Here is a 23,335-nt window from a genome sequence, read left to right as displayed (position 1 = left end):
TATTTCCAATTCTTTAACACTTTACAAAAATAAAGGGTTGCAAAATATGAAAAAATACAGTAGCATATAAATAATCAGTCGAAAATCAGGAGGTGTGATATGCTGGATTTAGCTCATATTGGTGAACGGATCAGAGAATGCAGAAAAAAGAAAATGATGACAATCCGGGTTTTGGGAGAATATACAGGGCTTTCAGCGGGCTATCTGAGTATGCTGGAACAGAATAAGACATCTCCGAATGTGGACAGCCTTGCGCGAATTTGTGAAGCACTGGATATTGATATCCAGTATGCACTGGAAGGGGAAATGCCGGGAAAGACGATTATACACAGAGAAGAAATGAGTAAGCATCTTTATCCGGAAGAAAATATGACAGTTGAGGTTGCAGACTTTGGTCAGGGAGAATCGATTTTTGAATATATTACGATTGAACCGGGAGAATCTGCGAAAAAAGAAGAATATCGTCATGTCTTTTCGGAAATGTGTATGGTGATAAAAGGAACTCTGAATGTAGAGATGGAAGGAAAAATTTGCAGTTTACATCCGGGAGACAGTATATATATAAAGAGCAGAGAGCGTCATAGTATTTCCAATCCTGGAAAAGAACCTTGTGTGAGTATATGGGTATATCACCGGGATGTACCAAGACTGTTTGGAAGAAATGAAAATAAAAGGTGAAAATTAAATTGTGAAATAAATGAAATAAATAGCATTCCTCTTGACAATCTTAGAGTATGGTTCTATAATAAGAAAAAAAGTTACACATATGAATAAATATTCATTTAAGTGAATTTACAAAATTGAACTGTTAAAACAGGGTTTCTTCGAAATTCACGCAGCTCTGAAGACAGTGTTATTTACTAAAGTGTATAAAGATTAGATTTTTATACATACAATACGGACAATCTAATAATTAAACATAGACGTCATAGCGTGAAACTATGACCTTTGAAAGAAGACAAGGACGTCATGATGCAAATCATGGCGTTCTTTTGTTTACACCACTAGACTGCGGTCTAGTAAAGTATTACATTGTCGCAGAGGGACGGACTCACAAAAGAAAAGTCCTTGACACAAAAACAATAGTTCATGAGAGGAGAAAAAATGGAGCGATTAACAAAATTAAGAGAGTACATGGAAAAGGAAAATCTGGATGGATTTTATGTTGCAAAGCCGGCGAACGTACGCTGCATCAGTGGATATACCGGAGAGGATTCATTCCTTTTCATTACAAAGGCTAATCAATATTTTATTACAGATGCCAGATATACAGAGCAGGCATCCTATGAATGCCCGGAGTATGAAATTGTAAACTGGAGAATCGGGTTCGGCGGAAATATGGGGAAAGCTGTTGCCGGATACGCAGAAAAAGACGGAGTAAAGGCAATCGGATTTGAACAGGATTATCTGACCTTTGAAAAATGGAATGCAATGCAGGCTGAGATTAGTGCAGAGATGGTGCCAACCCTGAATGCGATTGAAGGATTACGCGCCATCAAAACACCAGAGGAAATTAAAAATCTTACGATTTCCTGTGATATTGCATGCAGAGCTTTTGAAAAAATTCTGAAGGATATCCGAGTTGGTATCACAGAAAAGGAAATTGCATCCAGACTTTCCCATTACATGGTAATGGAAGGCGCAGATACAAAGCCTTATGGCGGAATTGTTATTTCAGGAGCAAAGACTTCACTGCTCCATGGTATTCCGGACCAAAAACCGATAGAATATGGTGATTTTGTTTTAATGGATTTTGGATGTCAGTACAAAGGTTATCTTTCCGATATGACAAGAACAGTTGTTGTCGGCAAAGCAGATGCAAAACAGAAAGAAGTTTATGATCTGTGCCGTCGCATGACAGAAGATACAGAAGCATCCGTAAAACCAGGAGTAACAGGAACCTCCTGTTATGAAGCTTCCATGGAAGCAATCAAAGATACTGAATATCTGAAGTATAATTATACAGGTATTGGTCATGGAGTGGGGCTGTTCGTCCATGAACTCCCGTTTATCGGGCTGAACTGTGAGAATATCTTACAGGAGAACAGTGTAATGACAGTAGAACCAGGAATTTATATTCCGGGCTGGGGTGGTGTCCGAATCGAAGATCAGGGCATCATCACAAAAGACGGATATGAGAACCTGATCAGTGCTACACATGAGCTAATAGAATTATAAATGAAAAAGGAGGACAACATTTATGAAAAAGAAATTATTAGCAGCTTTACTTGCTACAGCAATGACAGTAACAATGTTTGCTGGCTGTGGTACACCGGGATCCAAAGATTCCAAGAAAGATGACAGCAGTGCTTCATCAGGAAAGAAGAGAATTACTTACACACTTCGTGAAGACCTTCCTTCTATGGATCCACAGAACAGTAACTCTATCTCATGTGCAACAGCAGAAATCTGCACCTATGCGATGCTGACACGTAACGTGGAAGGCGAAATCAAACCAGATGCAGCTGAAAGCTGGGATGTTTCAGATGACGGACTTACTTACACATTCCACCTTCGTGATGGACTGAAATGGTCTGACGGAGAAGATGTAAAAGCAGGCGATTATGTTTATGGTATCCAGAGACTTATGGATCCAGAAATGGCAAGCGATTACGCATTCATCGGATATATCCTCAAAAACGGTGCAGAAGTAAATAGAGGTTCTGTGCCTGTCGATGAACTTGGCGTATCTGCACCAGATGACAAGACAGTTGTTATCGAACTTGCACATCCGGCTACATACTTCCTTAGTATGGCTGCTATGGCAACATTCGGTCCTACAAGAAAAGATTATGTAGAAAAATACGGAAAAGAATATGCAGCTGATCCGGAAAAATCTGTTTATAACGGACCGTTCAAGATGACAGAGTGGAAACATGGCGATGAAATGATCCTTTCTAAGAATGAAAATTACTGGGATGCAGACAGCATCAAGCTTGATGAAATCTGCGTAAAGACAGTTGCAGATGCTAAGACAGCGGTTGCTATGTGGGAACAGGGCGAAGTTGATATCACAGTTGTACCTACTGAAATGACAGATCAGTATACAGAAAATACTGAATTCTACTATACAGGTGCAGATGATTACATCATGCTCAACATGTCAGAAGACAGACCGCTTGCTAACAAGAACCTGAGATTTGCTTTGAACTATGCAATCAACAGAACAGAATACAACAAGCTGGTTAACAATGACGTATATGACGTTGCACAGAGACTTGTACTTCCAAACGTGCAGGCGGCAGATGACCAGACATACGGAGAAGCTTATCCATATACACCATTCCCGGCAGAAAATGATAATGATAAAGCAAAAGAATATCTGGATGCAGCAATGAAAGAAATGGGCGTTTCTAATCCGGCAGACATCAAGATTACTCTTCTTACAACTGATACAGATGGTGCTAAGAAGCAGGCTGAAGTTCTTCAGGAACAGTATCAGAAGAACCTTGGTATTACAGTAGAAATCAACCAGGTAACTTACAAACAGAGACTTCAGATGGAAACTGAAAAAGATTACGATATGGTAGTAACAGGATGGGTTCCGGACTACTCTGACGCATACTCTTATCTGGAACTGTGGATCAGCGATGGTCAGTATAACCACTCTGGATATGCGAACGCTGAATACGACAAGCTTCTTAAAGATTCTCAGACAGAGACAGATGCTAAGACAAGACAGGATATGCTGTTCCAGGCAGAACAGATCTTCCTTGGAGAAGATTCCGCTCTTGTACCGCTTCAGTTACGTAGAGACCAGTATCTGATCAATCCGAAGATTTCTAACTTCAATGTATACTTTGTCGGATATGACTTCGATTTGGTATATGCAGACATCAGCGAATAATACAGTTGGATGGTAACATACCTTGCGGTCGGCGCGGACTTACTGGTCCGCACCGGCTGCTTATTTGAGGGTTTTGATTATTTCGAGGGGTAGATTTGGTATGTATCAGCCAATAGGAAGTATGTGAAATAATCAAAGCTATCAAATAAAGAAAAATGAAGGGAGATAAAAGAATGGCAAAATATATAGCTAAACGAGTTGCATTAGCCATCGTAACACTTTTGGTACTTACAAGTGTTGTATTCGTCCTGGTTCGTCTGATGCCGGGAGATCCGTTCTCAAGTGACAAGATGACACCGGAGATCAAAGCGAATCTGGAAGCTTACTATGGTTTGGATAAACCGCTTGCAGAGCAGTATATAACTTATATGAAGAATGTGCTTCATGGTGATCTGGGGTATTCTATGAAGTATGAAAGTCAGACAGTTAACCGTATTATTGCTGACTCATTCCCATACTCAGCAGACCTGGGAATCCGTTCACTGTGCTTTGCACTGTTCTTCGGACTGATCCTTGGAATTGTAGCAGCACTGAATCGAGGAAAGAAACTGGACTTCGTCTGTATTTTGATTGCGATCATTGGTACATCGATTCCTGACTTCATCATGGGATCTGTACTTCAGTATTTCTTCGGAATCAAATGGCAGATTCTTCCGGTTGCGCAGTACACAAGCTTTAAGCACACAATTTTACCGTCAATCGCGGTTGGATTCTATACACTGGCATCCATTTCCCGTCTGATGCGTTCCAGTATGCTGGAAGTTGTATCTTCAGATTATACAAAGACAGCACGTGCGAAAGGTTTATCGGATTTCCGAATTACATTTAAACATCAGATCCGTAATGCGATCACACCGATCATTACCATTATGGGACCGACAGTTGCATCTGTATTAACAGGAACATTCGTAATCGAAGCCCTTTTCGCAATCCCTGGAATGGGAAAACATTATGTAGACAGTATTAACATGGCAGATTATACACTGGTTCTTGGTATGACGATCTTCTACGGAGCATTCCTGATCGTGTCAATCCTGATTGTAGATATCTTATACGGTATTGTAGATCCGAGAATCCGTCTGAGTGGTAAAAAAAGGTAGGTGACGAGAAATGGCAGAAATTACAAAAGAACAGTTTAAAGTTGTAGGAAAAAATACAAAGACAATGGAGTCTATTTCCCGTCCGAATATTGGTTACTGGCAGGATGCATGGAGACGAATCCGCAAGAATAAGATTGCATTCTTCTCATTGTGCCTGATTGGACTTTATGTACTTATGGCGATCTTTGTTCCAATGTTCAGCAAATATGACATTGCAACACAGAGTGTGGCAGAGATGAACCAGAGCTTTTCAAAAGCACATTGGTTTGGAACAGACTCTCTTGGACGTGATCTCTGGGTTCGTGCATGGTCTGGTGCGAGAGTATCTCTGACAATTGGTTTTGCAGCCAGCATCATCAATGCAATCGTTGGATCTATCATGGGTGGTATCTCAGGATTCTACGGTGGCAAGATCGATATGGTTATCCAGCGTGTTGTTGACGTATTATACGGAATCCCAAGTTTGATCGTTACCATTCTTCTTATGGTAGTTGTTGGTAACGGTGTACACTGTTTGATTCTTGCTATGTGTTGCGTCGGATGGATCGGTGGATGTCGTTTCGTTCGTGGTGAAGTATTAAAACTGAGAGAATCTGATTTCGTATCTGCAGCCAAGATCCTTGGTGTGCCGGATATCGTAATTATTGTAAAACATATTTTACCGAATATCATGGGACTTATCATTACAAACCTGACAATGGCTATTCCGGGAGCTATTTTCCAGGAGGCATTCCTGAGCTATATCGGTCTGGGTATCAAACCACCGAACTGCAGCTGGGGTGTACTTGCAAAAGACGGAATCGCACAGCTGAGAATTCATCCGTACCAGGTATTTGTACCGGCATTCCTGATTTGTACAACAATGCTTGCGCTGAATCTTCTTGGTGATGGGCTTCGTGATGCATTTGACCCGAAACTTAGAGGAACCGAGTAGGAAGGAGTATAGAAGATGGAAAATTTATTGGAAGTAAAAAATCTGCAATTCTCTTTCCGTACATACGGTGGAGTTGTAAAAGCTGTTCGTGATGTCAGCTTTGAAGTCCGTCCGGGAGAAATTCTTGGTATAGTTGGAGAATCCGGATGTGGAAAGAGTGTTACCTCTCAGTGTCTGATGAGACTGAATCCGGAACCGCCTGGATTCTTTGAAGGCGGAGAGATTCTTTATAAAGGAAAAGATGTTCTGAAAATGAACAAAAAAGAACTTCGTCAGTTCCGTGGAAAAGAGATCAGTTATATTTTTCAGGATCCTATGACCTCATTGAACCCGACAATGCGTATCGGAAAACAGATTGAAGAAGTATTCGTCGGAAGAAAAGGTATGAGTGCAGCTGAGAAAAAAGCAAAAGCACTTGAAATCCTTAAAATGGTAGGTATCTCTGATGGAGAACGCCGTTACAAACAGTATCCACATGAACTTTCAGGTGGTATGAAACAGCGTGTTATGATCGCGATCGCTCTGGTGGGAAGCCCGAGCATCGTTATTGCCGATGAGCCGACTACTTCTTTGGATGTTACAATTGAAGCGCAGATTCTTGATGTACTGAAAAATCTTCAGAAAACACTTGGGACATCTATTATCTTGATCACACATGACCTTGGTGTTATCGCAAAGCTTTGCGATCGTGTACTGGTTATGTATGGAGGAAAGATCGTAGAACGTGGATCTGTAGATGAGATTTTCTATGATACAGCACATCCTTATACAAAAGGACTTATGCATTCAATTGCCAAACTGGATACAGCAAAAGGCCACAAATTGCAGCCAATCGAAGGAACACCTCCGGATCTGTTTGCACCTCCGAAAGGATGTCCGTTCGCAGCAAGATGTGAATACTGCATGGAAATCTGTAAAGATATGCCGCCACAGACTTATGAGCTTTCAAAAGAACATGAAACCTGTTGCTGGCTGCAGCATGAATATGCACCGGATACAGACATGAGAAGAAAAGTAACTGAGAAAGGAGAGGTGTAAAATGGAAAATACAGAAAAAAAACAGCCTCTCGTACAGGTGAAAAACTTATGTAAATATTTTGAAATCAGCCGTAAAGAAACCTTAAAAGCGGTTGATGATCTTACATTTGATATTTATAAAGGTGAGACAGTCAGCCTGGTAGGTGAGTCCGGCTGTGGTAAGTCTACAACAGGACGTACCATGATCAAGTTATACAATCCGACTTCAGGAAATGTATATTATGATGGAAAAGATATTTTCAAATACAATCATGCAGAGCAGAAAGAATTCTGTAAGAAGGTACAGATGATTTTTCAGAACCCGTATTCATCACTGAATCCACGTATGACTGTTAAGGATATCGTTGGAGAAGGTCTGAAACAGCATGGAATGTCAACAAAGGATGCAGATGCAAAAGTAGAGCAGCTGCTTGCTACAGTTGGTCTTAATAAAGATCATATGTCACGTTTCCCACACGAATTCTCAGGTGGACAGAGACAGCGTATCGGTATCGCACGTGCTCTTTCTGTTGATCCGGAATTCATCATCTGTGATGAGCCGATTTCAGCTCTTGATGTGTCTATCCAGGCACAGGTTATCAATATGCTGAAAGAACTGCAGGAAGAAAGAGGACTGACTTACCTGTTTATCGCGCATGACCTTAGTGTCGTAAAATATATTTCTGACCGTGTAGTTGTTATGTACCTCGGAACAATGGTCGAGACTGCTGAGACAGATGAACTTTATGCTCATCCGATGCATCCATATACACAGGCACTGCTTTCTGCAATCCCGGAAGCAGATCCGAATAAAGCAAAAGCGAACCAGCGTATTCCGATCAAGGGTGAGATCCCAAGCCCGATCAATCCGAAGAACTGCTGTCGTTTCGCTGAGAGATGTCAGCATGCGACAGAACGCTGCTTTAAGGAAATGCCGCAGATGAAAGAGATTGCTCCTGGACATAAGGTGGCATGCCATCTTGTAGAAGATAAATAAAAAGTAGTAATATAATAAAGAAGGCGAAGGACTTAAGAAGAGTTCTTCGTTTTCTTTTTGTTTTATGAGAAATTCCGATGGAACTTTCTGTGAAAAAACACTATATGCCTTGGCAGATTAAAAAATTTCCAGAAAAATTGTGCAGAATCACAAAATACGGATTGACACGAAAATATTGACAATATAAGGTAAAAACGATATTATATAGAGATGTAATTGTAATTAAAGTGTCATATCGTGTAATAGTTATGTAACAAATGAAAGTGAGTGTATATGGAACAGAGAAAATCAGCAAGGAGAAGATCGCCTGATGGAACTTCTAATAGAAATATGCGAAGTATCAATAACAGCAGAGAAGTAAGCAGACGGGCTAAGGGGAAGAACCGGTATGCTTATGAAGAAGACCGAAGATCTGCCCGATATTATGATGATGAGGAAGATTACTACAGAGAACGACCAAAAAAGAAATCATCTTCGAATGATAAGAAGAAAAGAAGACCGGAAGAAGACTATCAGAATATAAGAAAGATGTCTGACCCGGAGAATAATAAGAACCGTAAAAATAAACGGCGCAGAGGAAGAAAGAAAAATCGGGTAAGCAGAACGATTGGAATTATACTTGCAATTATCCAGTTTATCCTGTCTGTAGTACTTGCAGTGAATGTGATGCTGTTCAATGTACTTACTTCTACTTATTTCCTGGTACTGATCGGAGTACTGCTGATCCTGCTTGGAATTACCTTGCTGACACAGATAGCGGCAAAAGGAAAAGGAATTGGCGGAAAGATATTCTGTATACTGATCTGCATCATTCTGGGAGTGGGTTCTTTCTATATAGGAAAAGTAAATAATGCATTCCAGAAGATTACCGGAAGCAATAAGAAAACAAGTTCCATGGTAGTTGCGGTAAAGGCGGATGATAATGCAGATACTTTATCAGCAGCAGCCGGATATACATTTGGTGTTCAGTATGCGACTGGTGGAGACCAGACGAAGTCGGCAGTCAAACAGATTGAAAAGGAACTGGGACAGAACATTACTCTTCAGGAATACAGTAATCTGGGAGAAGAAGCACAGGCATTATATGACGGAGAAGTAGATGCGATTATCTACAACTCAGCTTACAGTAATATTATCAAGGAACAGTATTCAACCTTTACAAAGGATACAAAGGTTATTTATAAGCACAATATTGTTGTTGAAATTGAAAGCGATACATCTGATGAAAGCGTTACAAAGCCATTTGCGGTTTATTTGAGTGGTATTGATACAAATGGTGATATCACAGAACAGGGACGAAGCGATGTCAATATCGTAGCGGTTGTCAATCCGACGAGCCATCAGGTATTACTGATTACGACCCCTAGAGATTATTATGTACCAATCCCGGGAGTATCCGGAGGACAGGACGACAAACTGACACATGCAGGAATCTATGGTGTAGATGTGTCTATGCAGACGCTGGAAGCACTTTATGATACAGATATCGAATTTTTCGGAAGAGTTAATTTTACATCTATGATCAGTGTGGTTGATGCACTTGGTGGACTGGATGTTGAATCAGATCTCGAATTTGATACAGGATGGGAGTCAGGTGCAGAGATTCATGTAAATGAAGGAATGAATCATTTTGACGGTATTAGTGCACTTGCTTTTTGCCGTGAACGTCAGGCACTGCCAGACGGGGACAACGGAAGAGGAGTCCATCAGCAGGCAGTTATCACTGCAATCATTAAAAAGATGATGTCACCGGCAATGCTCCGTGGGGCAAGTGATATTATAGACAGTGTCAGCGATGGTGTGGATACGAACTTTACTTCCGGCCAGATCCAGTCGCTGATCAAGACTCAGCTCAGAACCAATGCAAAATGGAATATTTATTCCGTGGCAGCGGATGGAACCGGGGGAACAGATATCTGCTATTCTTCAGGAGATGAAGAGCTTTATGTAACGTATCCGGATGAAAATTCAGTGGCTGAGATCAGTGAACTGATCAAAAAAGTAAAAGACGGAGAAACAATCGAAGGATCCGTAAGTACAGAATAAAAATGAAGAAAAAGTCAAGGTATGATTTGGAAAATATTTTTCAGAATGCCTTGACTTTTTTTTTGCGATATACTACAATAAACAAGCGTGCGAAAAACGATGCACTGTTTTTCTGCGCATTTTAAACAGAACTTGTTTAAAATCGTAACCAATTATTACTTCATAGGAGGTGAAAGAGATGCCAACATTTAACCAGTTAGTAAGAAAAGGTCGTCAGACAGCTGTAAAGAAATCTACTGCACCGGCTCTCCAGAAAGGATACAATTCTTTGAAGAAAAGAGCTACAGACACATCTGCACCGCAGAAGAGAGGTGTGTGTACAGCAGTTAAGACAGCTACACCGAAGAAACCGAACTCAGCTCTCAGAAAGATCGCCAGAGTACGTCTTTCAAACGGAATCGAAGTAACAAGCTACATCCCAGGAGAAGGTCACAACCTTCAGGAACATAGCGTTGTTCTTATCCGTGGAGGAAGAGTAAAGGACCTTCCGGGTACAAGATACCATATCGTTCGTGGAACACTTGATACAGCAGGTGTTGCAAAGAGACGTCAGGCTCGTTCTAAATACGGAGCAAAGAGACCAAAAGACGCAAAGAAATAAACACTTGATTTTAGTGTAAAACGAAACTAAATCGTATCACAAACAGAACTATGAGAATAGTTGGTTGCGGGTTTAATTCAGATATCGCCTGCCACGTGGCAGGCATCGGAGATTGTCCCGCCAACGATACACATAGAAAGACACATGTGAGTACCGATGAATTATTCACGCAAAGCAAAGCTTTGCCAATATGTATAAGGAGGGAAGAACCGTGGCACGTAAAGGACATACTCAGAAAAGAGACGTATTAGCGGATCCGTTATACAACAACAAGGTAGTTACAAAGCTTATCAACAACATCATGCTTGACGGTAAGAAAGGTGTAGCTCAGAAAATTGTATACGGAGCATTTGACAAAGTCGCAGAGAAAGCTGAAAAACCAGCTATCGAAGTATTTGAAGAAGCAATGAACAACATCATGCCTGTACTTGAAGTAAAGGCAAGACGTATCGGTGGAGCTACTTATCAGGTACCGATCGAGGTAAGAGCAGACAGAAGACAGGCTCTTGCACTTCGCTGGCTTACACTGTACTCTCGTAACAGAGGCGAGAAGACAATGGAAGAAAGACTTGCAAATGAAATTCTTGATGCGGCTAACAACACTGGCGCATCTGTAAAGAAGAAAGAAGACATGCACAAGATGGCAGAAGCAAACAAAGCATTTGCTCACTATCGTTTCTAATTATAGGAGGAAAAAATCTTGGCTGGAAGAGAATATCCATTAGAGAGAACCAGAAATATCGGTATTATGGCGCATATTGATGCTGGTAAGACCACTCTTACAGAGCGTATCTTATACTATACCGGTGTTAACTATAAGATTGGTGATACTCATGAAGGAACTGCTACCATGGACTGGATGGAACAGGAGCAGGAAAGAGGTATCACGATCACTTCAGCAGCTACAACATGTCATTGGACACTTGAAGATCATACAAAACCGAAAAAAGGTGCTCTTGAGCATCGTATCAATATCATTGATACTCCGGGACACGTTGACTTCACTGTAGAGGTTGAACGTTCACTTCGTGTACTGGATGGTGCTGTAGGTGTATTCTGTGCTAAGGGTGGTGTTGAGCCTCAGTCAGAAAACGTATGGCGTCAGGCAGACACATACAACGTACCAAGAATGGCCTTCATCAACAAGATGGACATCTTAGGTGCAAACTTCTACAACGCTGTAGAACAGATTAAGACAAGATTGGGTAAGAACGCTATCGTTCTTCAGTTACCAATCGGTAAAGAAGATGATTTCAAGGGAATCATCGACCTTATGGAAATGGAAGCTTACATCTACAATGATGACAAGGGTGATGACATCACAGTATGCGAAATCCCGGATGACATGAAAGAAGATGCTGAGCTTTACCACACAGAACTGGTCGAAAAGATTTGCGAATTGGATGACGAACTTATGATGATGTATCTTGAGGACGAAATCCCGACAGTAGATCAGCTCAAAGCAGTTCTTAGAAAAGCTACTTGTGAATGTACAGCAGTACCGGTTTGCTGTGGATCTGCTTACAGAAACAAAGGTGTTCAGAAACTTCTGGATGCAATCGTTGAATATATGCCGGCTCCGACAGACATCCCGCCAATCCAGGGTGTTGACGAAGATGGTAATGAAGTAGTAAGACATTCTTCAGATGAAGAACCTTTCTCTGCACTTGCATTCAAGATCATGACAGACCCGTTCGTAGGTAAGCTTGCATACTTCCGTGTATATTCAGGAACTATGAATTCAGGTTCTTATGTATTGAACGCTACAAAGAATAAAAAAGAACGTGTTGGACGTATCCTTCAGATGCATGCTAACAAGAGAATGGAATTGGATAAAGTATATTCAGGAGATATCGCAGCAGCGATCGGATTCAAGTTCACAACTACAGGTGATACAATCTGTGATGAACAGCATCCGGTAATCCTTGAATCTATGGAATTCCCAGAACCAGTTATCGAGCTCGCTATCGAGCCTAAGACAAAAGCTTCTCAGGGTAAACTTGGTGAATCTCTTGCAAAACTTGCAGAAGAAGACCCGACATTCCGTGCTCATACTGATCAGGAAACAGGTCAGACAATCATCGCCGGAATGGGAGAACTTCATCTTGAAATCATCGTAGACAGACTTCTTCGTGAATTCAAGGTAGAAGCTAACGTAGGTGCTCCGCAGGTTGCATACAAAGAGTCCTTCACAAAAGCAGTTGATGTTGACAGCAAGTATGCTAAACAGTCAGGTGGACGTGGACAGTACGGACACTGTAAAGTTAAATTTGAACCAATGGATGTCAATGGTGAAGAAACATATAAATTCGATTCTACTGTTGTCGGTGGTGCAATTCCGAAGGAATACATTCCGGCTGTAGGCGAAGGTATTGAAGAAGCCATGAAAGCTGGTATCCTTGGTGGATTCCCTGTAGTAGGTATTCATGCAACCGTATATGATGGTTCTTACCATGAAGTCGATTCTTCAGAAATGGCATTCCACATTGCAGGTTCTCTTGCTTTCAAAGATGCTATGAAGAAATCTGACCCGGTACTCCTTGAGCCTATCATGAAAGTTGAAGTTACTATGCCGGAAGAGTACATGGGAGATGTTATCGGTGATATCAACTCTCGTCGTGGACGTATCGAAGGTATGGATGACCTCGGCGGTGGAAAGATCGTTAGAGGATATGTTCCGCTTTCAGAAATGTTCGGATACTCTACAGACCTTCGTTCCAGAACTCAGGGACGTGGAAACTACTCAATGTTCTTCGAAAAATATGAGCCAGTTCCGAAGTCTGTACAGGAAAAGATTTTATCTAACAAAAACGCATAAAAAATACGAAAAAGGCTTGAAAAACTGTACTTTATGAAATATAATCAGTATTAGCCGAGTTAAAACATCGTAAACTAAAATGCCCTATTGGGTGGTATATTTAAGGAGGATATTCAAAATGGCTAAAGCTAAATTTGAAAGAACAAAACCGCATTGTAATATCGGTACTATCGGTCACGTTGACCACGGTAAAACAACTCTTACAGCTGCTATCACAAAGACACTTGCAGCAAGAGTACCAGGAAACACAGCAGAGAACTTTGAAGATATCGATAAAGCTCCAGAAGAGAGAGAACGTGGTATCACAATTTCTACAGCTCACGTTGAGTACCAGACAGAGAAACGTCACTATGCACACGTTGACTGCCCAGGACATGCTGACTACGTAAAGAACATGATTACAGGTGCTGCTCAGATGGATGGTGCTATCCTTGTTGTAGCTGCTACTGATGGTGTTATGGCTCAGACAAGAGAGCACATCCTGCTTTCTCGTCAGGTAGGTGTACCGTACATCGTTGTATTCATGAACAAATGTGATATGGTTGACGATGACGAACTTCTTGAATTAGTAGAAATGGAAATCCGTGAACTCCTTGACGAGTATGAATTCCCAGGAGATGATACTCCAATCATCCAGGGATCAGCTCTTAAAGCTCTTGAAGATCCGAACGGACCATGGGGAGACAAGATCATGGAACTTATGGATGCAGTTGATTCATACATTCCGGATCCAGAACGTGATACAGACAAACCATTCCTTATGCCTGTAGAAGACGTATTCTCTATCACAGGACGTGGTACAGTTGCTACTGGTAGAGTAGAACGTGGTGTACTTCACGTATCTGATGAAGTAGAAATCGTTGGTATTAAAGAAGAAACACGTAAAGTAGTTGTAACAGGTGTTGAAATGTTCCGTAAACTTCTTGATGAAGCTCAGGCTGGTGACAACATCGGTGCTCTTCTTCGTGGTGTTCAGAGAGACGAAATCGAAAGAGGACAGGTTCTTTGTAAACCAGGTTCAGTAACTTGCCACCACAAGTTTACTGCACAGGTATACGTTCTTACAAAAGATGAAGGTGGACGTCATACTCCATTCTTCAACAACTACAGACCACAGTTCTACTTCCGTACAACAGACGTAACAGGTGTTTGCGAACTTCCAGAAGGAACAGAAATGTGCATGCCTGGTGATAACGTAGAAATGACAATCGAACTGATCCATCCAGTAGCTATGGAACAGGGACTTCGTTTCGCTATCCGTGAAGGTGGACGTACTGTTGGATCAGGACGTGTTGCTACAATCATCGAGTAATACAATCTGAATATAGATTTGTTATCGCAAGATAACTTGTGTCCAAACGTAAGATACCCCAGAAACCTTGTGTTTCTGGGGTTTTTCTGTACTCTAAGAAAAGAATTGTTTGTAAAATTATCAGATTAGAAACAGTGAAACGTTTATCAGAAAGATGAAATACGGATAAATTTAAAATTGAAAAATCAGTCTAGCGGTGCCAAAACGGTGCCAAAAAGAAACTCCTGCGAATATTTGCTATTCACAGGAGTAATTTTTTTACCAGCCTTTGATCTGTTTGATCTGTTCAGCACGTTCCGGATCACGATGATATTGCAGTTTCAGACGGATCGTTTCCACAACTTCCTGTCTGGCTTCATCATCAAGCTGATAGAACGATGTGAGCAGATTATCTACATCAGGCATACTGTTCTTACCGAAAAGATACATCAACGGGTACATAGAATTTTTTAAATAAGTCTTTACACGGCTTGCGTCTAATGCTCCGTTCAAACCGTCTGGAAGTGTAGGATAAATCTCTTCTTCCTTAATTGTGCCAGAAAATGGACTGGCAGAACATATCTCATTCACATCAATTTGTAATTCATTTGCAAGTCTTAAAGCAAAATCAAATCGAATATTGGAATCTTTTTGAATAATTGAATATAAGGTTGTGGCACTGATTCCGGTTGCCTTTGCAATTTTACGGACATTTGTGCCTTTTTCATCAAGATATTTCTTTAAATTTTTACCGTCACCCATAGAATCCTCCTTTTTCATATATTGCAAAATTACGAAAAACATAAATCTATAGAATATCATAGCACAGACCTGGAATAAAATAAAGAGAAAATAATATACGAAATTCGTAAAAATATGTTTACGAAATATTGACAATGAAATAAATACATGATATTATCAATTTACGAAAATCGTACAGATATAGAAATACAGTAACCGTATTCTGTATCTGGAGAGGAAAGGAGGATGCAGTATGGCAAGCTACAATTATATGATGAGTGCTGATGAAGTGGCACAGGAATTAAACTGCTCAAAATCTTATGCTTATAAACTGGTGAAAGCTATGAATAAGGAACTGGCTGCACAGGGATATATTACGATGGCTGGAAGAATACCAAAGGCGTTTTGGGCAAAAAAGATGTATGGCTATGAAATAGCAGGAAATTAAGGAGGATTAATATGGCTTACAGAGAAAAAGACACAAAAAAATGGACAGCCCAGTGGTTTGAGACAAATGTTATGGGTGAGAAGAAAAAACGCAGAAAGCGTGGATTTGAAACAAAGCGAGAAGCATTGGGGTTTGAACGAAGTAAAAAGTTGAGCACTGAGCGAAGTATGGATATGAAACTGAGCGATTTTATTGAGATTTATTTTTCAGACAAACAGAATGACCTAAAAGATCGGACAATCAAAAATAAAAGATATATGATGCAACAGCATATCGTTCCATACTTTGGAAATCAGATGATGAGTGAGATCAAGGCTTCACAGATTATTCAGTGGCAGAATGAAATTCAGAAAAAAGGATATTCAGATTCTTATCTGAGAATGATTCAGAATCAGTTGACCAGTCTGTTTACACATGCAGCTAAAATATATGATTTGCCAGTTAATCCATGCAAGAAAGTGAAACGAATGGGAAATTCGGATTCGAGAAGTTTGAACTTCTGGACACTGGACGAGTACAAACAGTTTATACAGACAATGGAGCCGGGAACAAGATATTATCTTATATTTGAGATGCTGTTCTGGACTGGGTGCAGGATTGGGGAGCTGCTTGCGATTACAAAAGCTGATATCAATTTTGAAAAGAATCAGCTTAGTATCAATAAGACTTATTACCGAACAGGAATGCAGGATATTATCACAGAACCAAAAACAAAACAGTCCTTTCGAACAATCGAAATTCCAGAATTTTTGAAAGAGGAAATTAAGGAATTTGTAGATGGTCACTACGGAATGCCGGATACAGAAAGATTGTTTCCAGTTGTTCAGGAAGCGGTACAGCATAAGATGAAACGGCAGATTGAACTGGCAGGAGTAAAGAAAATCCGAGTGCATGATCTCAGACACAGTCATGTGGCTTATCTCATTGAGAAAGGTGTAGAACCGTTACTGATCCGGGACAGATTGGGGCATAAAGATATTCGTATCACATTGAATACTTATGGACATCTTTATCCAAATCAGCAGAGGAAGATTGCAAATCTGCTGGATAATGAAAATGCAGTTACCGGATTGGGAGAAGAAAGAGATGAATGTTGAAAAGGCAAAAGAAAAAGCCCAGATAAATAATCTGAGCAAGTTCTCTGATAATCAGATTAACTGATATACCATCTTGGCAGATTCAGTATATCACGAATCGGGAAATACGACAATTCCCGAATATCTGTTCATCAGAGACTTGCCCGGAAGGGCAGGAGGAGATGATGGAATGAATATGAATGAAAAAAACAAAATTAAGAATTGCAGAATAGAACCAAAACTGAAACTGATCAATATGGATTCAGTAGAGGTGGAACAGGTAGAATGGCTGCTTTATCCGTTTATTCCTTATGGAAAAGTGACCATTATACAGGGAGATCCAGGAGAAGGAAAGACAACAATGGTACTTCAGATTATTGCAAAACTGACCAGAGGAGAGCCGATTCTTCCTGTTACTGATACAACAAAAGAAAAACGAAGTGATGAAGTCGGTAGTGAGAATGAAGATCTAGATGCCAAAGATAATATTCAGGAACAGTCTTCTATGTCACCTGTAAATGTGATTTATCAGACAGCGGAAGATGGTCTAGGAGATACTATCAAACCCAGATTACTTGCTGCAGGTGCAGATTGTTCGAGGGTGCTGGTGATTGATGACAGTGACCAGCCACTGACAATGGCAGATGCCAGATTAGAAGAAGCAATCGTGCAGACAAAAGCCAAAATGGTTGTTCTTGATCCGATTCAGGGATTCCTGGGAGCAGAGGTAGACATGCACAGGGCAAATGAGATCAGGCCATTGATGAAGCGTGTCGCAGTGCTGGCAGAAAAATATCACTGTGCAGTCATTTTAATCGGTCATATGAACAAAAACAGTAACGGCAAATCTTCTTATCGAGGACTTGGCTCCATTGATTTTCAGGCTGCTGCAAGAAGTGTCCTGATTGTCGGGCGAGTGAAAGATGAACCAGAAGTAAGAGTGGTATGTCATACGAAGAGTTCTCTTGCACCGGAAGGAACGTCCATTGCATTCAGACTGGATAAGAATAATGGCTTTGAATGGATTGGAGAATATGATATCAGTGCCGATGAACTTCTTAATGGAGACGGCAGAGGGCAGAAAAGTCGGAAAGCAAAAGAATTTCTCCTTGAAATACTGGCAAATGGAGGAATGACTCAAAAGAAAATTGCAGAAGAAGCCGAAACCAGAGGAATAAAAAGTAAAACGTTATGGAATGCCAAACGGGAACTTGAAATTGATTCTGTAAAACGTGGAAAGCAATGGTATTGGATGCTGCCAGAATAAAAATGGAAGATGGCAAGATTACCATTTCTTAAGAAGAGGGAATCTTGCCACCTTGAAAGGAGAACAGATGCAAAATAAAAATGTACAGATTCCATACGAGTTATTTTTTCAACTCCTGCAATATTTTTTGATGGATAACTACGATGGCGAAGAAATAATCCGGTTGGGATTGGAGAAAAAACTGGATGCAATGGTGAATCGTGAAGTGTATAGCAAATCCAAAACAGCACCAACGGAAGAAGAAAGGGAAAAGTTCCGGCAGGAATATCTGGACAGACGGGGAATACCGGAGAACTTTCGATGGTAAAGGTTCTTTCTGACTACTTTATTACAGGAGCGTGTCACGCACCTGTAGATAGCAGACAAGTAGAAAGCTGGTAAGATGTAGCCGGGAGTTTGTTGGTGGAGAAGAGAATTTTCAAAAGGGAGCCCTGATTCAGGGCGTCCCTGCGGAAAGGCTAAATGAAAGGAGAATGGCATAATGCGAGAAGGAAGATTAGGATATAACAGTTATAACAAAAGATATGGATTATTATCATCAGATCTATGGATTGATACAGGATTTCACTGTGGAGAATGCCTGGAAGTGTTGCTTGATGATGAATGGGTTCAGACTAGAATGGAAATGAATCCTGCAAGAGAATGGTATCTTGTAGGAACACCGTATTGTGGTGATCTGGAATATATCCGGGCAAGGATACCGGGATAATTCAGCCATACAAGTAACGCAGGAGTGAACCGACCAACGGGAGGAATAGCCCCCGGCAGGGCGCAAGGGTACTTTTGATGGACGGTACGGCTGTCGAAAGTGCTTTTGCGTTACTTTTGACAAAAGTAACAAAACCGCCGTATCCGGCGAAAGTTTCTTAATATCGCTATTACTGGCGTGAATAAAAATTATGTGCCATATCTAGCACTTGATTAGAAAAGAGGTGAGAAACATTATGATAAAACGAACAATTAGCGGTATGATTGGGAAAGGTTCTCTGGCTCATAACAGGAGAGAGTTTTTCGCAGAGAATGTAGACCCAGACAGAGTACAATTAAATATTTGTTACCAGAATGAAAATCTGAAAGAAGTTTACAAAGAGTTATTTGATGATGCTGTGGAGAGATACAATACCGGGAAAAGAAAAGACCGGAAGATTACAAATTACTATGAAAAAATCCGGCAGGGAAAACAGGAAAAGTTGTTCCATGAAGTGATTTTCCAGATTGGAAACCGAGAAGATATGGCTGTTGGAACAGAAGCAGGAAATCTGGCTGTAAACGTACTGGATGAGTATGTAAAAGATTTCCAGAAACGGAATCCGACACTTCGGGTATTTAGTTGCTATTTGCATCAGGATGAGGCTACTCCACATCTTCATATTGACTTTATTCCTTATGTGACGGGCTGGAAAGGAAAAGGAATGGATACCAGAGTTTCGCTGAAACAGGCATTAAAAGGTCTTGGATTTCAAGGTGGAAATAAGCATGATACGGAGCTGAATCAGTGGATAAATCATGAAAAAGAAGTACTGGCAGAGATTGCAAGGCAGTATGGAATTGAATGGGAACAGAAAGGTACTCATGAGGAACATCTGGATGTCTATAACTTCAAGAAAAAAGAACGGAAAAAGGAAGTACAGGAATTGGAGCAGGAAAAAGAGCATCTAACTGCTGAAAAAGAAGAATTAACAGCACAAATTGCAGAATCCAGAGCAGATATCCAGAATTTAAAAGACGATAAGGAACAGGCAATCAAGGCGAAGCAAGAAGCAGAACAAAAGGCAGGGAGCGCAGAAAAAGAACTAAAAAGCCTGGAAGATCGCAGAGAACAGCTACAACCGATTATGGATAGTGTGAGCAAAGAAATCAAAGAATATGGAACAGTTAAAATGTTACTGCCGGAGGCGGGCACGCTAGAACGGGCAGTAACCTATCGAGACAAAAAAATTAAACCACTGTTTCTTCAAATAAAGAATAAGGTTGCTGTAATGGCGGCTCAGGTTAAAGAACTCACGAAAGAGGTGGAAGGGTGGAAGAAAAAATATCAAAAGGTGAAACAGAAATATAATGCTATTCAGAGAGAACTGGATGATATACGTAAAGACAATCAGAAATTGTCAGAAGAAAAAGATATATTACAAGGTGTTTCTGATAGGTATGATCGTGTTGTGCGTGTTCTTGGAATAGAAACTGTAGATACAGCAGTACAGCAGGATATTCAAAACGAGAAAGTCCTGGAAGAAAAGCGACGGATGGAGCAAATGCCGAAGGGAAATATTCATGAAAGATTGGCATGGGGAATGAAAAAAAGCGAGATGGAGAATCAGCAGCGTAAGAAAACTAAATCAAAAAACAGAGAAATGGAGAGATAAGATTATGGAAACACACATTTATGATGAAAAGAACGGATTAAGCTATACTTTGCATGGAGATTATTATTTGCCGGATTTGGTATTGAATGAAGAAAAACCGATATATGGGAAATATGGAATGCTGCGAAAACAGTTTCTGAAGGAACACAGATTAGCAAAATATCAATATTTGTTGTTGACTGGAAAGCTGACGGAACACCTGAATCAGATTGATCAGGAGAGCAGAGAACAGGTGGAAATGCTTATGGAACAGATGGCAGAAAAACAGGGTGTAACTGAAGAATTAAAGGTACAGAACCAGACGAAGTGGGTTAGGCTGATGAATAATATAAAAGCCAGTGCAGAAGAAATGGTGTTGAGAGAAATACTTTATATATAAGTATTGGTTGTAAAGGACTGAACAGGAAAAGTATAATACTATCCGGCTTATTAAGATTTATTTCACATCTCTTGATTTTTATTACGGTTACTGATATAGTTATTACAGTAACCGTAATAATGAGGGGATGCTATGAGGGATAATGTGAAAAGTGGTGCACTCACAGAAGTGACATTCTATATTTTGCTTTCACTCTATTCACCTAAACACGGATATGCTGTCATGCAGTTCATTGAAGAAAAAACAGGTGGGCGGCTTTCATTGGGAGCAGGCACTTTATATGGTGCATTAAATTCAATGCAGGAAAAGGGATGGATTGAGCTTTTCGGAGATAGTGAAGGTAGAAAAAAAGAGTATCTTATCACTGTAAAAGGAAAGGAGATAGCTGAAAAAGAACTTATCAGACTTCGTGAACTTGTAGGTATTGCAAGCGGAATTGTAGGAGGTACATTATGAGCAAAAAGTGTTATCGTTTTTTTGGCGGGCTATTGACGGTACAGAAAAACTGGCTGAATAAGATGGCTGAAAAAGGTTATCGCCTTATTCGAACGGGAAAATTACTCTATGAATTTGAAAAATGTAAGCCAGGTCAAGTTCAATATTGCGTGGAGTTTATAGGACAAAAATCAAAAGCTAATGCTGAAGATTACCATGATTTCTTGGAAGAAATGGGATATTCCGTATTCTATAAAAATATCAATCTTAATTATTCTGTTGGTAAAGTTCGCTGGCGTCCGTGGGCTGAAATTGGCGGTCGTATTGCAACAAACACTACAACATTTAACAGGGAATTGCTGATTGTAGAAAAAGAAAATGATGGAAAACCTTTTGAACTTCATACGTCCTATGAAGATAGGGCAAATTATTACAGTAATTTGCGAAATCCCTGGCTTTTATTAATGCTTATGCTCGTGGCATTTGCTACCGTAAATCGGTCTGTTATTTTAGGCATAGTTGCTGTGATTTTTCTAATCCCTGTCATTATATACCAGTTGCAAATTATGAAAAATAGGCATGAAGCGAAGATGAAGGAGTGGTGATTCAGGATAACAAGGTTGGTTTAGCTGATGCAATGTAATGCACTGTCGTTTGAGGGTTAGTAGCCCGTTCTTAAATTTGTGGGCAGTTTGTTGCTGATGATATAAATATTAGAGAAAATTAATTGAAAGTTAAAAAAAGAAAGTAATAAGTAAACAAAGGCTCAATTGTAAACATGTATTGGGAACGCTATAATGGAAATAAGGACAGGAGGTGCGAACAATGCGTATTGGTGAGCAGATAAAAAACTATCGAAAAACTGAGGGATTAACACAAGAACAGGTGGCAAATTATCTGGGTGTTTCTACTCCTGCGGTAAATAAATGGGAAAAGGGAAATACATATCCGGATATCTCATTACTTCCAGCTTTGGCACGATTATTGAAAATTGATATGAATGAATTGTTTTCGTTTCGTGAAGAATTGACCGAAAAAGAGATTGGACAATTTGTGAATGAACTTTCGGAAGTTTCATTGGACAGCTTTACAGAGGCTTTCGAGATGGCATCTCGTAAAATACAGGAGTATCCTCATTGCGACTTATTAATATATACGATCGCAACCGTTTTGAACGGATCTTTGACTTTGTCAGATCTTAATGGCGAAGAACGAATGGAATATAATACAGCTATTATTGAGTGGCTGGAACGAACAGCAGACAGTCAGGATGAAAGAGTGAGAAATTCAAGCGTTTTTATACTTGCAACAAAATATGTCCAAATGGAGAAATATGAAGAAGCAAATGCCCTTTTGAAAAAAATTCCTGATACTGTAATTGATGCAACGATTATGAAAACAAGTGTATTAGCACATCAGGAAGGAACAGACACTGCTGCGTTATTCCTGGAAGGGAAACTGCTACAGGCAGTTGTCAATATTCAAAGCTACTTGTATAAGTTAATTGAAATGGAAGAAGAAACAGGAAATCATGATAAAGCAGAGAGAATTGCTGAGATTACAGATCACATGATATCGTTGTTTGGACTATGGAATTACGGCAACACAGTGCCATATCTGCTGATTGCTGGATATCGAAAAGATGTAGAAAAATGTGTTCAGTTAATTAAGCAATTATTAAGTGAATCACAGAAGCCTTGGAATATGACACAATCCCCTTTGTATTACAGGTATGAAGATACTGCACAGGGAAAAGCCTTTTCGGGAGTTGGAAAAAATTTTGTTCGTGAATTGTATTCGGAAATTGAAAATAAGAAAGAGTATGAATTCTTGAGAGGGAATAAGGAACTCGAATTAATTTTTGAGGAACACTTGAAATAGGTTGTAAAAATGTATGGAAATAGATATAGTTGAGAAAGAAGAAAATTTTTGACATTTCCACAGATGCGTGCTAATATGATTATAGAAAAAGAGT

The 23,335-nt window shown here is 40.1% G+C and carries 23 protein-coding genes; 22 read left to right on the top strand and 1 reads right to left on the bottom strand.

What is annotated here, in order from left to right; genetic code table 11:
- The first annotated feature begins 99 nt into the window (after positions 1 to 99).
- The 12 genes from PG840_RS08760 to tuf all read left to right on the top strand — a co-directional run bounded on the left by PG840_RS08760 (position 100) and on the right by tuf (position 14,672).
- Positions 100 to 678 (top strand): helix-turn-helix domain-containing protein, encoded by a 579-nt coding sequence (locus PG840_RS08760; protein ID WP_117557418.1) that lies wholly within the window; start codon positions 100 to 102, stop codon positions 676 to 678.
- Positions 679 to 1,104: 426 nt separating this feature from the next.
- Positions 1,105 to 2,178, top strand: a complete 1,074-nt coding sequence (locus PG840_RS08755; protein ID WP_117557420.1) for a M24 family metallopeptidase — start codon at positions 1,105 to 1,107, stop codon at positions 2,176 to 2,178.
- 22 nt (positions 2,179 to 2,200) lie between these two features.
- Entirely contained in the window at positions 2,201 to 3,847 is a 1,647-nt protein-coding gene (locus PG840_RS08750; protein WP_270613523.1) for a peptide ABC transporter substrate-binding protein, read from the top strand.
- A 173-nt stretch (positions 3,848 to 4,020) separates the two neighbouring features.
- Positions 4,021 to 4,947 carry an ABC transporter permease gene (locus PG840_RS08745; protein ID WP_173689207.1) on the top strand — a complete coding sequence of 309 codons (927 nt, stop codon included), beginning with the start codon at positions 4,021 to 4,023 and terminating at the stop codon, positions 4,945 to 4,947.
- Positions 4,948 to 4,957: 10 nt separating this feature from the next.
- Complete coding sequence (locus tag PG840_RS08740; protein ID WP_008373509.1) at positions 4,958 to 5,881, top strand: ABC transporter permease; 924 nt, start codon at positions 4,958 to 4,960, stop codon at positions 5,879 to 5,881.
- Positions 5,882 to 5,896: 15 nt separating this feature from the next.
- Positions 5,897 to 6,919: an ABC transporter ATP-binding protein gene (locus tag PG840_RS08735; protein ID WP_055155422.1), complete on the top strand. Its 1,023-nt coding sequence runs from the start codon at positions 5,897 to 5,899 to the stop codon at positions 6,917 to 6,919.
- Between the two features lies 1 nt (position 6,920).
- Positions 6,921 to 7,895 (top strand): ABC transporter ATP-binding protein, encoded by a 975-nt coding sequence (locus tag PG840_RS08730; protein WP_008373513.1) that lies wholly within the window; start codon positions 6,921 to 6,923, stop codon positions 7,893 to 7,895.
- Positions 7,896 to 8,168: 273 nt separating this feature from the next.
- Positions 8,169 to 9,941 (top strand): LCP family protein, encoded by a 1,773-nt coding sequence (locus tag PG840_RS08725; RefSeq protein WP_270613522.1) that lies wholly within the window; start codon positions 8,169 to 8,171, stop codon positions 9,939 to 9,941.
- A gap of 178 nt (positions 9,942 to 10,119) precedes the next feature.
- Positions 10,120 to 10,542 carry a 30S ribosomal protein S12 gene (gene rpsL / locus PG840_RS08720; RefSeq protein ID WP_008373516.1) on the top strand — a complete coding sequence of 141 codons (423 nt, stop codon included), beginning with the start codon at positions 10,120 to 10,122 and terminating at the stop codon, positions 10,540 to 10,542.
- Between the two features lie 211 nt (positions 10,543 to 10,753).
- Positions 10,754 to 11,224: a 30S ribosomal protein S7 gene (gene rpsG, locus PG840_RS08715; protein WP_207642082.1), complete on the top strand. Its 471-nt coding sequence runs from the start codon at positions 10,754 to 10,756 to the stop codon at positions 11,222 to 11,224.
- An 18-nt stretch (positions 11,225 to 11,242) separates the two neighbouring features.
- Positions 11,243 to 13,360: an elongation factor G gene (fusA, locus tag PG840_RS08710; RefSeq protein WP_044999122.1), complete on the top strand. Its 2,118-nt coding sequence runs from the start codon at positions 11,243 to 11,245 to the stop codon at positions 13,358 to 13,360.
- Between the two features lie 118 nt (positions 13,361 to 13,478).
- The gene (gene tuf / locus PG840_RS08705; RefSeq protein WP_044999124.1) at positions 13,479 to 14,672 is read left to right on the top strand and encodes an elongation factor Tu; all 1,194 of its coding nucleotides are present in this window, start codon (positions 13,479 to 13,481) and stop codon (positions 14,670 to 14,672) included.
- Between the two features lie 258 nt (positions 14,673 to 14,930).
- On the opposite strand, the gene PG840_RS08700 is transcribed toward tuf, so the two are convergent.
- Positions 14,931 to 15,413, bottom strand: coding sequence for a helix-turn-helix domain-containing protein (locus PG840_RS08700; protein WP_015541737.1), 483 nt, complete (start codon positions 15,411 to 15,413; stop codon positions 14,931 to 14,933).
- Between the two features lie 232 nt (positions 15,414 to 15,645).
- On the opposite strand from PG840_RS08700, the gene PG840_RS08695 reads away from it, so the two are divergent.
- The 10 genes from PG840_RS08695 (at position 15,646) to PG840_RS08650 (ending at position 23,241) form a co-directional block, all read left to right on the top strand.
- Entirely contained in the window at positions 15,646 to 15,840 is a 195-nt protein-coding gene (locus tag PG840_RS08695; protein WP_055258613.1) for a hypothetical protein, read from the top strand.
- 11 nt (positions 15,841 to 15,851) lie between these two features.
- Positions 15,852 to 16,937 (top strand): tyrosine-type recombinase/integrase, encoded by a 1,086-nt coding sequence (locus PG840_RS08690; RefSeq protein ID WP_270613521.1) that lies wholly within the window; start codon positions 15,852 to 15,854, stop codon positions 16,935 to 16,937.
- 169 nt (positions 16,938 to 17,106) lie between these two features.
- On the top strand, positions 17,107 to 18,183 hold the full coding sequence (locus PG840_RS08685) for an AAA family ATPase (protein WP_055258609.1): 1,077 nt from the start codon (positions 17,107 to 17,109) through the stop codon (positions 18,181 to 18,183).
- A 67-nt stretch (positions 18,184 to 18,250) separates the two neighbouring features.
- Positions 18,251 to 18,490, top strand: coding sequence for a hypothetical protein (locus PG840_RS08680; protein WP_055258607.1), 240 nt, complete (start codon positions 18,251 to 18,253; stop codon positions 18,488 to 18,490).
- 174 nt (positions 18,491 to 18,664) lie between these two features.
- Positions 18,665 to 18,892 (top strand): DUF5348 domain-containing protein, encoded by a 228-nt coding sequence (locus PG840_RS08675; protein WP_055258605.1) that lies wholly within the window; start codon positions 18,665 to 18,667, stop codon positions 18,890 to 18,892.
- A 235-nt stretch (positions 18,893 to 19,127) separates the two neighbouring features.
- A complete protein-coding gene (locus tag PG840_RS08670) occupies positions 19,128 to 20,546 on the top strand; it encodes a plasmid recombination protein (RefSeq protein WP_117854834.1) in 1,419 nt (472 codons plus the stop codon).
- A 4-nt stretch (positions 20,547 to 20,550) separates the two neighbouring features.
- A complete protein-coding gene (locus PG840_RS08665; RefSeq protein WP_270613520.1) occupies positions 20,551 to 20,925 on the top strand; it encodes a TnpV protein in 375 nt (124 codons plus the stop codon).
- 132 nt (positions 20,926 to 21,057) lie between these two features.
- Positions 21,058 to 21,381 (top strand): PadR family transcriptional regulator, encoded by a 324-nt coding sequence (locus PG840_RS08660; protein ID WP_055056227.1) that lies wholly within the window; start codon positions 21,058 to 21,060, stop codon positions 21,379 to 21,381.
- Positions 21,378 to 21,965, top strand: a complete 588-nt coding sequence (locus PG840_RS08655) for a DUF2812 domain-containing protein (RefSeq protein WP_055056226.1) — start codon at positions 21,378 to 21,380, stop codon at positions 21,963 to 21,965. The genes PG840_RS08660 and PG840_RS08655 overlap by 4 nt, the downstream gene beginning before the upstream one ends.
- Before the next feature lie 220 nt (positions 21,966 to 22,185).
- Positions 22,186 to 23,241, top strand: a complete 1,056-nt coding sequence (locus PG840_RS08650) for a helix-turn-helix domain-containing protein (protein ID WP_055281939.1) — start codon at positions 22,186 to 22,188, stop codon at positions 23,239 to 23,241.
- Positions 23,242 to 23,335 lie beyond the last annotated feature (94 nt).

This window comes from Coprococcus sp. AM97-35, from assembly GCF_027697525.1.
GTDB lineage: Bacteria > Bacillota > Clostridia > Lachnospirales > Lachnospiraceae > Allocoprococcus > Allocoprococcus comes.
This window is presented reverse-complemented; position numbering and strand designations above follow the sequence as displayed.

What these genes read in the sequence shown, in the direction of transcription:
- PG840_RS08745 (WP_173689207.1), top strand. Translation starts at nt 4,021, where the DNA reads ATGGCAAAATATATAGCTAAACGAGTTGCATTAGCCATCGTAACACTT.
- PG840_RS08660 (WP_055056227.1), top strand. Translation starts at nt 21,058, where the DNA reads ATGAGGGATAATGTGAAAAGTGGTGCACTCACAGAAGTGACATTCTAT.
- PG840_RS08735 (WP_055155422.1), top strand. Translation starts at nt 5,897, where the DNA reads ATGGAAAATTTATTGGAAGTAAAAAATCTGCAATTCTCTTTCCGTACA.
- PG840_RS08740 (WP_008373509.1), top strand. Translation starts at nt 4,958, where the DNA reads ATGGCAGAAATTACAAAAGAACAGTTTAAAGTTGTAGGAAAAAATACA.
- PG840_RS08690 (WP_270613521.1), top strand. Translation starts at nt 15,852, where the DNA reads ATGGCTTACAGAGAAAAAGACACAAAAAAATGGACAGCCCAGTGGTTT.
- PG840_RS08700 (WP_015541737.1), bottom strand. Translation starts at nt 15,413, where the DNA reads ATGGGTGACGGTAAAAATTTAAAGAAATATCTTGATGAAAAAGGCACA.
- PG840_RS08665 (WP_270613520.1), top strand. Translation starts at nt 20,551, where the DNA reads ATGGAAACACACATTTATGATGAAAAGAACGGATTAAGCTATACTTTG.
- PG840_RS08655 (WP_055056226.1), top strand. Translation starts at nt 21,378, where the DNA reads ATGAGCAAAAAGTGTTATCGTTTTTTTGGCGGGCTATTGACGGTACAG.
- tuf (WP_044999124.1), top strand. Translation starts at nt 13,479, where the DNA reads ATGGCTAAAGCTAAATTTGAAAGAACAAAACCGCATTGTAATATCGGT.
- PG840_RS08725 (WP_270613522.1), top strand. Translation starts at nt 8,169, where the DNA reads ATGGAACAGAGAAAATCAGCAAGGAGAAGATCGCCTGATGGAACTTCT.
- PG840_RS08730 (WP_008373513.1), top strand. Translation starts at nt 6,921, where the DNA reads ATGGAAAATACAGAAAAAAAACAGCCTCTCGTACAGGTGAAAAACTTA.
- PG840_RS08760 (WP_117557418.1), top strand. Translation starts at nt 100, where the DNA reads ATGCTGGATTTAGCTCATATTGGTGAACGGATCAGAGAATGCAGAAAA.
- rpsL (WP_008373516.1), top strand. Translation starts at nt 10,120, where the DNA reads ATGCCAACATTTAACCAGTTAGTAAGAAAAGGTCGTCAGACAGCTGTA.
- PG840_RS08650 (WP_055281939.1), top strand. Translation starts at nt 22,186, where the DNA reads ATGCGTATTGGTGAGCAGATAAAAAACTATCGAAAAACTGAGGGATTA.
- PG840_RS08685 (WP_055258609.1), top strand. Translation starts at nt 17,107, where the DNA reads ATGAATATGAATGAAAAAAACAAAATTAAGAATTGCAGAATAGAACCA.
- PG840_RS08675 (WP_055258605.1), top strand. Translation starts at nt 18,665, where the DNA reads ATGCGAGAAGGAAGATTAGGATATAACAGTTATAACAAAAGATATGGA.
- PG840_RS08755 (WP_117557420.1), top strand. Translation starts at nt 1,105, where the DNA reads ATGGAGCGATTAACAAAATTAAGAGAGTACATGGAAAAGGAAAATCTG.
- PG840_RS08695 (WP_055258613.1), top strand. Translation starts at nt 15,646, where the DNA reads ATGGCAAGCTACAATTATATGATGAGTGCTGATGAAGTGGCACAGGAA.
- PG840_RS08670 (WP_117854834.1), top strand. Translation starts at nt 19,128, where the DNA reads ATGATAAAACGAACAATTAGCGGTATGATTGGGAAAGGTTCTCTGGCT.
- PG840_RS08680 (WP_055258607.1), top strand. Translation starts at nt 18,251, where the DNA reads ATGCAAAATAAAAATGTACAGATTCCATACGAGTTATTTTTTCAACTC.
- PG840_RS08750 (WP_270613523.1), top strand. Translation starts at nt 2,201, where the DNA reads ATGAAAAAGAAATTATTAGCAGCTTTACTTGCTACAGCAATGACAGTA.